The sequence below is a fragment of the Rhodococcus koreensis genome (assembly GCF_900105905.1).
Classification (GTDB): Bacteria; Actinomycetota; Actinomycetes; order Mycobacteriales; family Mycobacteriaceae; genus Rhodococcus_F; species Rhodococcus_F koreensis.
Genome location: NZ_FNSV01000005.1, coordinates 1,433,021 through 1,444,663 on the forward strand (window position 1 = coordinate 1,433,021; position 11,643 = coordinate 1,444,663).

An 11,643-nucleotide genomic window follows, 5' to 3' on the forward strand; every position below is an offset into this window, starting at 1 on the left:
GGACATTCACCTGACGACCCTAGTCGGCGCTCACTGCCCGGCGCTCGACGGGGCCGCCTCCGCCACCTCCGACGCCGCGGCACCGCCGCCGGCATCATGGGCGGCACCGCCGCCGGCATCATGGGCGGCACCGCCGCCGGCATCATGGGCGGCACCGCCGCCGCGCCGCATCGGGACGTGCGGGATGCCGTCCTCGACGAACTCTTCGCCGTCCGGCCGGAAACCGTGCTTGGCGTACATGTCCACCAGGTACGTCTGCGCGTTGATCCGGCACGGCGCGTCACCGACCTCGGCGAGCGCGGCGCGCAGCAGACGCGTCGTGTGCCCCTGACCGCGCGCCGGCCGCGCCGTGCACAGCCGGCCGATGCGGAACGACTTGTTGCCGTCGGCGTGCTCCTCGAGGAGGCGGAGCGTGCAGACCACCTGCCCGTCCTGCTCCAACCAGAAGTGGCGCGTCTCGGCCAGCAGGTCCCGGCCGTCGAGTTCCGGGTACGGGCACGCCTGCTCGACGACGAAGACCTCTACGCGGAGCTGGAGCAACTCGTAGAGCGTCTTGTTGTCGAGATCGAGTGCCCACGAACGCTTGAGTGCTGCAGTTGCCGTCATGACAGGCAACTATCGCACAGCACCCGTGAGTGCGCGCGCCCGTGGACCCGGGCCGAGCGGTCCGTCAGACCGCGACCGACGCGTCCTCGACCTTGCTGGTGTCGAGCTGGAGCACCTTCGACGTCCAGTCCCACACCTGCGAGAACAGGCCGGTGTCGTCGGAGAGCTTGACGCCGAGCGAGGGCACCATTTCCTGGAGCTTCGGCTTCCACGACTCGTACTGCGTCGGGAAGCAGCGCTGCAGCACGTCGAGCATGGCGGGCACCGCGGTGGACGCACCCGGCGACGCGCCGAGGAGGCCTGCGATGCTGCCGTCGCCGGCGTTGACGACGGCGGTGCCGAATTCGAGGACGCCGCCCTTGCCCTTGGCGCGGCGGATGACCTGGACGCGCTGGCCCGCGGTGATCAGCTCCCAGTCCTTGCCGAGCGCCTTCGGGACGAACTCCCGGAGGGTGTCGATGCGGCCGGCCTCGGACATCGCGAGCTCACTGATCAGGTACTTGACGAGACCCAGTTCGCTGACGCCGACGCCGAGCATCGACAGCAGGTTGTTCGGCTTGACCGAGCTGGGCAGGTCGGTGACCCGGCCCTGCTTGAGGAACTTGGGCGACCAGCCGGCGTACGGACCGAACAGCAGTCCGGGCTTGCTGCCGATCACGCGGGTGTCGAGGTGCGGCACCGACATGGGGGGCGCGCCGACAGCGGCCTTGCCGTAGACCTTGGCGCGGTGCTGGTCGATGAGCTCCGGGTTCGTGCAGCGCAGGAACGCGCCGCTGACGGGGAACCCGCCGAATCCCTTGGCCTCCGCGATCCCGGACTTCTGCAGCAGGTGCAGTGCACCGCCGCCGGCGCCGACGAACACGAACTTGGCGCGCACGACCTTCTTGGCACCGTTGCGGCGGTTGGTGACCTTGACCACCCAGCTGCCGTCGGACTGCTTGGTGAGGTCGGTGACCTCGTGCCCGAAGTGGACGACGCCGCCGGACGCGCCGACGTAGCCGAGGAGCTGCTTGGTGAGGGCGCCGAAGTCGACGTCGGTGCCGTCCTGGGTCCAGTTGAGGGCGATCGGATCGCTGAAGTCGCGGCCCTTCGCCATCAACGGCAGCCGGCGGGTGAACTCGTCGGGGGCGTCGATGTACTCCATGCCCGCGAACAGGGGGTGACCGGCGAGGGCGTCGTAGCGGGCCCGCAGGTACTTCGCGTTGGCCTCGCCGTGCACGAAGCTCACGTGCGGGATGGGGTTGATGAACTCCTTGGGCTGCGTCAGCACACCGCTCTCGACGCCGTGCGCCCAGAACTGCCGCGACACCTGGAACTGTTCGTTCACGTTGACGGCCTTCGTGATGTCCACGGTGCCGTCGGCGTTCTGCGGGGTGTAATTGAGCTCACACAGTGCGGAGTGGCCGGTGCCCGCGTTGTTCCACGGGTCGCTGCTCTCGGCGGCTACTGCGTCGAGCCGCTCGAATGTGGTGATCGACCAATCGGGCTGCACCTGACGCAGGATCGCTCCCAGCGTCGCGCTCATGATGCCCGCGCCAACCAGCACTACATCCGTTTTCGTCTCTACCGCATTCTGATCTGACACTGGAGTATCGACTTCCTTGTCCATAGCCGTACGCGCATACGCCTGCCGTGTTCGCCGGATAGGTTACCCGCGCGTATGAGCGAAAATCACCTGCCCCAATTGTGCGCCTCCCCGCACCCCCGAAACGCACATTAGATTGTGATCTGTGACTACTTGGGTTCCCGACGTTCTCGGCGACGGTTATCAACAGCTGACCATCCCTCTCGGCACCGACCCCGACGGCGAGGGCGAGGTGAAGGCGACGCTGATCCGCTACCAGCCCCCGCAGGAGACGAAGAAGACCGGCCGCGCCGTGCTCTACGTCCACGGATTCACCGATTACTTCTTCCAGAAACACCTGGCCGAGCACTTCGCCGAACAGGGTTACGCGTTCTTCGCACTCGATCTGCGCAAGTGCGGGCGCTCGCTCGAACCGGGGCAGACGCCGCACTTCGTCTCCGACCTGAGCCTGTACGACGCCGAACTGGACGAGGCGTTGCGCCAGGTCCGGGAACAGACCGCCGACGGCGAGGTCCTGCTCGTCGCGCATTCGACGGGCGGCCTGGTGCTGCCGCTGTGGCTGCACCGCCTGCAGCGCAAGACGGGCGGCACCGCAGCCCTCGGCATCAGCGGAGTCATCCTCAACAGCCCGTGGTTCGACCTGCAGGGTCCGTCGTACCTGCGGAACGTCGGGACGGTGGCTGTCGACGCGGTCGGGCGGGTCAAGCGCAAGTCGATCATCCCGAAGACCGGGCTCGACACGTACGGCGTGAGCCTGCATGTCGAGGGCAACGGCATCTGGAACTACAACCTCGACTGGAAGCCGCTGAGCGGTTTCCCCGTGACATTCGGGTGGCTGCGCGCGGTGCGCCGCGGGCACGCGCAGTTGCACCGGGGACTCGACATCGGGGTTCCCGCCCTGGTCTTGCGTTCCAAGGCGTCGTACTTCGCGCCGCGGTACGACCCCCGGGTCGACACCGCGGACGCCGTCCTCGACGTCCGGCAGATCGCACGCTGGGCGGGGTGTCTCGGCGACCGCACCACGATCGTGCCGATCGCGGGCGCCCGGCACGACGTGTTCCTGTCCGCCGACCAGCCCCGCGCCGAGGCGTTCGCCGAGGTGGACCTGTGGCTCGAGTGGCTGCACGGCCACAACGCGGCGGAGGCGAACCGGTGACACATTTCGATCTGGCGATCATCGGTTCGGGGTCCGGCAACTCGCTGCCCGACGAACGGTTCGCGGACAGGAAGATCGCGATCCTGGAGGAGGGCACATACGGCGGGACGTGCCTGAACGTGGGCTGCATCCCGACGAAGATGTTCGTGTACGCCGCGGAGGTGGCCCGCACGGTCACCGGTTCCGCCAAGTACGGCGTCGACGCCCAACTCGAGGGTGTGCGCTGGCCCGACATCGTCAAACGGGTCTTCGGCCGCATCGACCCGATCTCGGCCGGCGGGGAACGCTACCGCGCCGAGGACAGCCCGAACACGACGCTGTTCCGCGGGCACGCGACGTTCACAGGCCCGCGAACCCTCGACACCGGGACCGGGGAGGTGATCACGGCCGACCAGGTGGTCGTCGCCGCGGGATCGCGGCCGATCATTCCCGACGTCGTCCGGGAGTCGGGCGTGCCGTTCTACACGAACAACGACATCATGCGGCTGCCGGAACTGCCCCAGCGGATGGTGATCATCGGCGCGGGATTCATCGCCGCCGAGTTCGCGCACGTGTTCTCCGCGCTGGGCACCCGGGTGTCGCTGATCGCGCGCAGCACACGCTTGCTGCGCCACCTCGACGAGGACATATCCCGCCGATTCACGGATCTCGCCGAGCAGAAGTGGGACGTGCACCGCGGGCACGCCGTGACGGCCGTGCGCCGGGACGGTGACGGCGTCGCCGTCGAACTCGCGGACGGCACCGTCGTCTCGGGCGACGTTCTCCTGGTGGCCACCGGACGGCAGTCGAACGGCGACGCCGTCGGGGCCGCCGCCGGCGGCATCGATCTCGACGACGAGGGACGCGTCGTGGTCGACGACTTCCAACGGACCAGTGCCGAAGGCGTTTACGCGCTCGGCGACGTCTCCTCGCCGTACCAGCTCAAGCACGTCGCCAACCACGAGGCCCGGGTCGTTCAGCACAATCTGCTGCAGGACGCGTGGAAGGACACGTCGGGGCTGCGCGCCTCGGACCACCGGTTCGTTCCCGCCGCCGTGTTCACCGACCCGCAGATCGCGCACGTCGGGCTGACCGAGGCCGAGGCCCGGGAGGCCGGCTGGGACGTCACGGTGAAGGTACAGGCGTACGGCGACGTCGCGTACGGGTGGGCGATGGAGGACGACGAGGGTCTCTGCAAGGTCGTCACGGAACGGGGCACCGGGCGTCTGCTGGGGGCACACGTGATCGGCGCCCAGGCGCCGACGGTGATCCAGCCGCTGATCCAGGCGATGAGCTTCGGGTTGACGGCGCAGCAGATGGCGCGGGGACAGTACTGGATCCACCCGGCGATGCCCGAGGTGGTCGAGAACGCTCTCCTCGGCCTCGACCTGCCGTTCGAGTGACGATCGCCAAATCCGTCGCGCTGTTCGCCGTCGCGGCGCTGTTCGAGATCGGCGGCGCGTGGCTGGTGTGGCAGGGCGTCCGCGAACACCGGGGCTGGATCTGGATCGGCGCCGGTGTCGCGGCGCTCGGAGCGTACGGGTTCGTCGCGACGATGCAGCCGGACGCCAACTTCGGCCGCATCCTCGCCGCCTACGGCGGGGTATTCGTCGCGGGCTCGCTGATCTGGGGCATGGTGGCCGACGGTTTCCGCCCGGACCGCTGGGATGTCTCGGGCGCCCTCATCTGCCTGCTGGGCATGGCCGTCATCATGTACGCCCCACGCTGAGCCCGGCCGGGCTCGGCGTGGGGCCGCAGGTCTACCAGGGGCTGGTGCGGAGCACGATCTCGGTGGCCAGCTCCGCGGCCGCGGCCGCGGGGACGTTGCTGACGCCGTCGAGTTGGACGACGCGGAAGTCGGAGTAGACGAAGCGTCCGCTGGCATCCGCCTCGGGGCGCCGGTCGGGGTCCCCGACCATCACGGTCGTGGGGAGTTCGACCGCCGGACAGTCGGATCCGCGCACCGCACCCGCAGCGTCGGGCGCCGCCGGATGCCCCCGGTCGGCGACGACGAGGCTCGCGAAGCGCCCAAACTGGCGCGCCGCCAGCGACCAGGCCAGTTCGGCCCCTTCCCGGCTGCCGACGAGGTTGACCCATCCGACCTTCAGCTCGTCGAGCAGGCCCATGACCGCCGCTTCGTCGAGACCGGCGATGTCCTCGGGCACGATCGTGCGCAGGTCCGAATTGTGCAGGCGCTCGCAGACGCCGTCGTAGACATCCGGCCCGTCGCCGGCCCCCGGTAGCAGCAGAACGGTGTGTTTGCTCTCCGGTCCGTCGATCCGGACCGTGCAATTTCCATTTCCCACCGCCACGTGCGTCAGTTCCATGGGCTAAAAACTACGCGATCGGGGACCTCTTGCGCTCGAACCGCCCTAGTTCTCTGGTTCCTTACATGAGTAATGAACCGATCAACCGACGAGGCGGGCGTCGATGATCGACTCGGCAGACCGCTGTTCCGGCAAATCGCGGAACTCATCGAGAACTCGATCATCGACGGAACCCTTCCCGAGGAAGGCCAGGTGCCGTCCATCAACGAACTCGCCGCATTCCACCGGATCAACCGGCGACCGCAGCCAGGGCCTGAATCAGCTCGCCGCCGACGGGATCCTCTACAAAAAGCGGGGAATCGGGATGTTCGTCACCTCCGGCGCCCGGAACGCGCTGCGCTTCAGGCGACGCGAGCGGTTCGCGCAACAGTTCATCGATCCGCTCGTCACCGAGGCGGACAAACTCGGCGTCAGCATCGCCGAACTCGAGACCATGCTCGACCAACGGGAGGGAGCACGATGATCGGCACGGTATCCGACACGACGACCATCGCCTCGGCGCGGGGCCTCGGCAAGCGATTCGGCGACGTCACCGCACTCGACGATATCGATTTCTCGTTGCAGGAGAACAAGATCTACGGCCTCCTCGGCCGCAGCGGCGCAGGCAAGACCACGCTCATGCAGATCCTCACCGGCCAGGAGTTCCCGACCTCGGGCGCGGTCGAGGTCTTCGGACAGGCGCCGCACGAGAATGCTCGGGTGCTCACCGACGTCTGCTACGTCAAGGAGAGCCAGAAGTACCCGGACGACTTCAAAGTCCGGCACGCCCTCGCGAGCGCACGGCACCTCTTCTACGACAGGTTGCTCGCCGACTACGCCCAACACCCGCGCACGGTGGTGCTGTCCACGCATCTCATCGACGAGGTCAGCGACCTGATCGAACACGTGATCCTGATCGACAAGGGGCGGATCGTCCTCGACGAGGACGCCGGCGCACTCCGCGAGGGCGCCGTCGTCGTCTCCGGTCTGGCGCCACTGGTGGCCGCCTTCACCTCGAACAAGACCGTGCTGCACCGGGAATCGCTCGGCAGTCACGAACGGGCGACGGTGCAGACCACGCTGTCGGACGCCGAACGGGACCGGGCGGTGGACGAGGGCCTGTGCTCGTCGGATCGTTCACGATCGGTGCGGCCATCTTCGCGATGGTCGGCGACACCGGCAGCGACATCAATTTCAGCGGCGGCGTCTTCTCCCTGTTCGGGTTCGCCCTCGCGTTCTACCTGCAGGCCATGACGCAGACGTTCCCGTTCGCACTGGGGACGAGCGTCACCCGGCGCGACTACTTCGCGGCCACCCTGCTGGTCGCCGCCGTCCAGGTTCTCGTGTTCGGGATACTGCTCTACGGCCTGTCGCTGACCGCGGCGTCGGGACTGTTCCTGGGCGCACTGCATCACCGGTGGCGGGTGGTGGGCCTGTTCACGCTCGGCGTCGGCACTCTCCTCGCCGCAGGCGGCGCCGCATTCGTGATCACGTGGCAGAAGTGGTGGCCGGACATCGGCCACTGGTTCGCCGATGCGCCCCGATCGGTGCCGATGGTGTGGCTGCCCGCGCTGGCCGCCGCGGCGGGGCATCCTCGCCGCGGGTGGACGGTCGTCCGCCGCGCGACGGCCTAGCGCAGCAGGGTCGACGCGATGGCAGGCAGCCCGGTAGGGGCGCCCGCCCCGAGCAGCGCCTCGAGGGCGTGCAGATCGAGATTCTGCTCCACCAGGTCCGCCAGCAGATCGAGTTGAGCGGTCCGGATCGAAGCGACGTCCGTGTCCGGGGCGGTGACGAAGCCGGTTCTCCCCGCGTGCTCGGCCACGTCGTCCAGCAGAAGCCGGCGGAACCGGTCGGTCTCGAGCAGACCGTGCCAGTGCGTGCCGTACACGGCGCCGCGGATACTGCCCTCCGCGGCGCCGCTGCTCGCGTGGAGCAGCGGCGGATCGCCGTTGCGGCTCACCCGCCCATGATGGATCTCGTACCCGGACACCGGAACTCCGTGGGCGTCGCCGCGGACCTGCGCGAGCACCTTGTCCGGGGCGAACTCCACCTCGAGGTCGAGCAGTCCCAGCCCGGGTACCGCACCCCGGCCGGATTCGACGTCGTCGACGATGACGGACCCGAGCATCTGGTAGCCGCCGCACACGCCGAGAACCGGGCCGCCGCGTTTCGCATGCACGGCGATCGCGTCCGCGATGCCGGTGCGGCGCAACCACTCCAGATCCGACACGGTCGACTTGCTGCCGGGCAGCACGATCAGGTCGGCGTCCTCGAGCCGCGACGGATCGCCGACCCAGCGCACCGACACGCCCGGTTCGCACGCGAGCGCCTCGACGTCCGTCGAATTGGAGATGCGGGGCAGGCGGATCGCGGCCACGCGTAGCCAGTCGTCGCCGACCGGTGGTGCCGGACGTCCGACCGGGGCGTCCCCCACCACACCCAGCGAATCCTCCGCGTCGAGCCACAGGTCCTCGGCGAAGGGAATCACCCCGAGCGTCGGGCGACCCGTCATCGCCGTCAACTGCTCCAGACCCGGCGCCAGCAACGACACGTCGCCGCGGAACTTGTTGATCACGAAACCCGCGATCAACGCCTGGTCCTCCGGCGCGAGGACCGCCACCGTGCCGAACAGGTGAGCCAGCACCCCCCCGCGGTCGATGTCGCCGACGACGAGCACCGGGAGGTCCGCCGCGCGGGCGAGCCCCATGTTCGCGAGGTCCGTGGCCCGCAGGTTGATCTCGGCGGGAGACCCCGCGCCCTCACACAGCACGACGTCGTATTCGGCGCGCAGCGATTCCAGTTCCTCGGCCACGACCGCGCGCAGGTGCTGCCGGTGCTCGATGTAGTCGCGGGCCCCGACGGACGTGACGGCGCGCCCCCGTACCACCAGTTGTGACGTGCGGTCGCTGCCCGGTTTCAGCAGCACCGGGTTGAAGCGGACGCTCGGCTCGAGTCCGCAGGCCGCGGCCTGCAGGGCCTGCGCCCGGCCGATCTCGCCGCCGTCCAGCGTGACGACGGAGTTGTTCGACATGTTCTGCGCCTTGAACGGCGCCACCCGGACACCCCGCCGCGCCAGCATCCGGCACAGTCCGGCCACGAGCACACTCTTGCCCGCGTCGGACGTGGTGCCGGCAACGAGCAGGGCGCCCCTCCACCGGCTCTCGATCAAGGCAGGGTGAGGATCTCGTTGCCGGTCTCGGTGACCACGATGGTGTGCTCGAACTGGGCCGTCCACTTGCGATCCTTGGTGACCACGGTCCAGTCGTCGTCCCACATGTCCCAGCCGATGTCACCGAGGTTGATCATCGGTTCGATCGTGAACACCATGCCGGGTTCGATGACCGTGTCCACGGAAGGCTCGTCGTAGTGGAGGATGACGAGGCCGTTGTGGAACGTGGTGCCGATGCCGTGTCCGGTGAAGTCGCGGACCACGCCGTATCCGAAGCGGTGCGCGTACGACTCGATGACACGGCCGACCACGTTGAGCGCCCGGCCCGGCTTGACGGCCTTGATGGCGCGCATCGTCGCCTCGTGGGTCCGCTCCACCAGCAACCGGTTCTCCTCGGCGACGTCGCCCGCGAGGAACGTGGCGTTGGTGTCTCCGTGCACGCCGCCGATGTAGGCGGTGACGTCGATGTTGACGATGTCACCGTCCTGGATCACCGTCGAGTCGGGGATGCCGTGGCAGATCACCTCGTTCAGCGAGGTGCAGCACGACTTGGGGAATCCCTTGTAGCCGAGCGTCGACGGATAGGCGCCGTGATCGATCATGTACTCGTGCGCAATGCGGTCGAGTTCGTCGGTGGTGACGCCCGGCGCCACCGCCTTACCGGCCTCCTGCAGGGCCTGCGCGGCGATCTTGCTCGCCACCCGCATGGCCTCGATGGTCTCCGGGGTCTGGACCCACGGCTCGTTGCCTTCCTTGGCCGTGGGCTTCCACGCGTACTCGGGACGCTCGATTCCCGCCGGTACGGCGAGGACGGGAGACACGGTTCCGGGGCTCAGTGCTGTGCGGACAGACATGGGTACCAGGTTAGACCCGCACCTGGCCGGGGCGCCTCGGGACCCGCCGCGCGGGTTCTCAGTCCCGCAGGGTCGTGAGGAATGCGATCCGGTCGCCGCGGTAGAGAGAACGCACCCGTTCGATCGGAACACCCGCAGTGTCGAGCGAGAGCCGGTGGAGCAGCAGCATCGGCATGGCGGTGGTCGAGTCGAGCAGCGCGGCCTCCCGCGGGGAGGCCAGCACGGTCTCGATCCGCTCGGTGGCGGACGCGAACACCACTCCCGTCTCGCGGATCGCCGCGTACAGCGAGGTGCCCGGGTCGAATGCGCGCGCCATCTCCCCGAAGCGGCCTGCGGGCAGATGGGTGCTCTCGAGCCCGATCTTCTCGTTGTCCGCGAGCAGGACCCGTTCGAGGTGGATCACCGGCGCGCCGATCGCGAGACCGAGCGCCTCGGCGAGGTCGGCGTCGGCGCCGAGTTCCTCGAACGTGACCAGTTCACGCCCGGGCACCCGCCCCTGGCTGACGGCACCCTCGGTGTAGGACCGCAGCGACAGCGGCTGCACGAGCTTGGGGCTGGCGACGACGGTGCCGCGGCCTCGACGCTCGACGCGTCCCTCGACCAGCAACTCGTGGATGGCCTGCCGCACCGTCTCGCGGGACACCGTGAACCGCAGGGCCAGTTCCCGCTCCGCGGGCACCGCGTCCCCCACCTCGAGTTCGGCGAGGATGGACTCGAGTTCGGTGCGGACGCGGTAGTACTTGGGGACGTTCGGCGTCCGGGTCATCGCGTGACGGTGCCGATCGGCACGGACTCACCGGACGCGTCGCCGTCGTCGTTCATGCGGCCGAGCGTACCCGAAAAATGGTCTATACCAATTGTTCACCTGGCGTTCCCCCAACGGTGGCCCAATGGTCTAGACCAAACGGCAGGCTCCTCGGCACCGACCCCCTCATCGTTAGGAATTCGCCATGCGTCTTCGCCCACGGATCGCCGCCGCCGCCCTGGCCGCGACCGTCCTCACCCTCGGAACCGCTTGCGGCGGAACCGGTACCGCCGCGAACTCGGGCACCGACACCGTCACCGTGTACAGCGCCGACGGACTCTCCGGGTGGTACCAGTCGCGTTTCGACGCCTTCACCGAACGGACCGGGATCGCGGTGAACCTCGTCGAAGCCGGATCCGGCGAAGTCGTCTCCCGCCTCGACAAGGAACAGTCGAACCCGCAGGCCGACGTCGTCGTCACGCTCCCGCCGTTCATCCAGAAGGCGGACGCCCAGGGACTGCTCGTCCCCAGCGGCGTCGACACCTCCGCCGTCCCCGCTGCCGAGACCGACCCGGCCGGCCGCTTCGTTCCCGTCGTCGGGAACTACCTGTCCTTCATCGCCAACCCTGCGGCGTCGCCCGCTCCCCGCACCTGGGACGACCTGCTGTCCGACCGGCTCGAGGGCAGGATCCAGTACTCCACCCCCGGTCAGGCCGGCGACGGCACCGCGGTGCTGCTGCTCCTGCAGCACCTGATAGGCAAGGACGGCGCGCTCGACTACCTCGCGAAGCTCCAGGCCAACAACGTGGGACCGTCGTCCTCGACGGGCAAGCTGCAGTCGAAGGTCAGCAACGGCGAACTGCTCGTGGCCAACGGCGACGTCCAGATGAACCTCACCTCCATCGCCGACGACGGCTCGACATTCGACCTCTTCTTCCCCGCCGCCGCCGACGGCACCCGCACCACCGTCGCCCTGCCGTACGTGATGGGCCTGGCGAAGGGCGCGCCGCGCAGCGAGCAGGGCAGGCAGTTGATGGAGTTCCTGCTGTCCGAGGAGTCACAGAAGACGGTCGCCGACGAGGCGCGCGGCGTGTCGGTCCGCGAGGACGTGCGCGCCGCCGCGAGCGACAGCGCCCCGGCGCGCGCCCTGCAGGGCGTCCAGGTGTGGTCGCCGAACTGGAACGACGTACTCACCGAACTCGATTCGGACGTCGCCGCGTACCAGAAGGCCACCGGGAGCTGA

The 11,643-nt window shown here is 68.8% G+C and carries 12 protein-coding genes and 1 pseudogene; 7 read left to right on the forward strand and 6 right to left on the reverse strand.

Annotation, left to right across the window (positions count from 1 at the left end; translation table 11 throughout):
* Window positions 1-30 precede the first annotated feature (30 nt).
* Window positions 31-606, reverse strand: a complete 576-nt coding sequence (locus BLV94_RS11370; protein WP_072937848.1) for a GNAT family N-acetyltransferase — start codon at window positions 604-606, stop codon at window positions 31-33.
* 64 nt (window positions 607-670) lie between these two features.
* Window positions 671-2,215 carry a malate dehydrogenase (quinone) gene (gene mqo, locus BLV94_RS11375; RefSeq protein WP_072937847.1) on the reverse strand — a complete coding sequence of 515 codons (1,545 nt, stop codon included), beginning with the start codon at window positions 2,213-2,215 and terminating at the stop codon, window positions 671-673.
* Between the two features lie 121 nt (window positions 2,216-2,336).
* On the opposite strand from mqo, the gene BLV94_RS11380 reads away from it, so the two are divergent.
* From BLV94_RS11380 to BLV94_RS11390, 3 genes are read left to right on the forward strand one after another with little or no spacing between them, the layout of a single operon-like run.
* Window positions 2,337-3,347, forward strand: a complete 1,011-nt coding sequence (locus tag BLV94_RS11380) for an alpha/beta hydrolase (RefSeq protein ID WP_072937846.1) — start codon at window positions 2,337-2,339, stop codon at window positions 3,345-3,347.
* Window positions 3,344-4,729 (forward strand): mycothione reductase, encoded by a 1,386-nt coding sequence (gene mtr / locus BLV94_RS11385; RefSeq protein WP_072937845.1) that lies wholly within the window; start codon window positions 3,344-3,346, stop codon window positions 4,727-4,729. The genes BLV94_RS11380 and mtr overlap by 4 nt, the downstream gene beginning before the upstream one ends.
* Window positions 4,726-5,055 carry a YnfA family protein gene (locus BLV94_RS11390; protein WP_072937844.1) on the forward strand — a complete coding sequence of 110 codons (330 nt, stop codon included), beginning with the start codon at window positions 4,726-4,728 and terminating at the stop codon, window positions 5,053-5,055. The genes mtr and BLV94_RS11390 overlap by 4 nt, the downstream gene beginning before the upstream one ends.
* A 31-nt stretch (window positions 5,056-5,086) precedes the next feature.
* On the opposite strand, the gene BLV94_RS11395 is transcribed toward BLV94_RS11390, so the two are convergent.
* Window positions 5,087-5,653 carry an alpha/beta fold hydrolase gene (locus BLV94_RS11395; protein WP_072937843.1) on the reverse strand — a complete coding sequence of 189 codons (567 nt, stop codon included), beginning with the start codon at window positions 5,651-5,653 and terminating at the stop codon, window positions 5,087-5,089.
* A 72-nt stretch (window positions 5,654-5,725) separates the two neighbouring features.
* Between BLV94_RS11395 and BLV94_RS11400 the strand changes: the two are divergent.
* From BLV94_RS11400 to BLV94_RS11410, 3 genes and pseudogenes are all read left to right on the forward strand, one after another.
* Window positions 5,726-6,116 (forward strand): annotated as a pseudogene (locus BLV94_RS11400) (GntR family transcriptional regulator).
* The gene (locus BLV94_RS11405) at window positions 6,113-6,886 is read left to right on the forward strand and encodes an ATP-binding cassette domain-containing protein (protein WP_244163581.1); all 774 of its coding nucleotides are present in this window, start codon (window positions 6,113-6,115) and stop codon (window positions 6,884-6,886) included. The pseudogene BLV94_RS11400 and the gene BLV94_RS11405 overlap by 4 nt, the downstream one beginning before the upstream one ends.
* Window positions 6,796-7,266, forward strand: coding sequence for a hypothetical protein (locus BLV94_RS11410; protein ID WP_244163582.1), 471 nt, complete (start codon window positions 6,796-6,798; stop codon window positions 7,264-7,266). Before BLV94_RS11405 ends, BLV94_RS11410 begins: the two co-directional genes overlap by 91 nt.
* Here BLV94_RS11410 and BLV94_RS11415 read toward each other — a convergent pair.
* From BLV94_RS11415 to BLV94_RS11425, 3 genes are read right to left on the reverse strand one after another with little or no spacing between them, the layout of a single operon-like run.
* Window positions 7,263-8,801, reverse strand: coding sequence for a cobyric acid synthase (locus BLV94_RS11415; RefSeq protein WP_072937842.1), 1,539 nt, complete (start codon window positions 8,799-8,801; stop codon window positions 7,263-7,265). The two genes, BLV94_RS11410 and BLV94_RS11415, sit on opposite strands and share 4 nt — an antisense overlap.
* Complete coding sequence (map, locus tag BLV94_RS11420) at window positions 8,798-9,655, reverse strand: type I methionyl aminopeptidase (RefSeq protein WP_072937841.1); 858 nt, start codon at window positions 9,653-9,655, stop codon at window positions 8,798-8,800. The genes BLV94_RS11415 and map overlap by 4 nt, the downstream gene beginning before the upstream one ends.
* Window positions 9,656-9,713: 58 nt before the next feature.
* Window positions 9,714-10,421, reverse strand: coding sequence for a GntR family transcriptional regulator (locus BLV94_RS11425; protein ID WP_072937840.1), 708 nt, complete (start codon window positions 10,419-10,421; stop codon window positions 9,714-9,716).
* 184 nt (window positions 10,422-10,605) lie between these two features.
* Between BLV94_RS11425 and BLV94_RS11430 the strand changes: the two genes are divergently transcribed.
* A complete protein-coding gene (locus BLV94_RS11430; RefSeq protein ID WP_072937839.1) occupies window positions 10,606-11,643 on the forward strand; it encodes a 2-aminoethylphosphonate ABC transporter substrate-binding protein in 1,038 nt (345 codons plus the stop codon).

Bases quoted from the DNA above. Each gene is read 5' to 3' on its own strand.
- BLV94_RS11370 (WP_072937848.1), bottom strand. From the start codon at position 606: ATGACGGCAACTGCAGCACTCAAGCGTTCGTGGGCACTCGATCTCGAC.
- mqo (WP_072937847.1), bottom strand. From the start codon at position 2,215: ATGGACAAGGAAGTCGATACTCCAGTGTCAGATCAGAATGCGGTAGAG.
- BLV94_RS11395 (WP_072937843.1), bottom strand. From the start codon at position 5,653: ATGGAACTGACGCACGTGGCGGTGGGAAATGGAAATTGCACGGTCCGG.
- BLV94_RS11405 (WP_244163581.1), top strand. From the start codon at position 6,113: ATGATCGGCACGGTATCCGACACGACGACCATCGCCTCGGCGCGGGGC.
- BLV94_RS11410 (WP_244163582.1), top strand. From the start codon at position 6,796: ATGGTCGGCGACACCGGCAGCGACATCAATTTCAGCGGCGGCGTCTTC.
- map (WP_072937841.1), bottom strand. From the start codon at position 9,655: ATGTCTGTCCGCACAGCACTGAGCCCCGGAACCGTGTCTCCCGTCCTC.
- BLV94_RS11425 (WP_072937840.1), bottom strand. From the start codon at position 10,421: ATGACCCGGACGCCGAACGTCCCCAAGTACTACCGCGTCCGCACCGAA.
- BLV94_RS11430 (WP_072937839.1), top strand. From the start codon at position 10,606: ATGCGTCTTCGCCCACGGATCGCCGCCGCCGCCCTGGCCGCGACCGTC.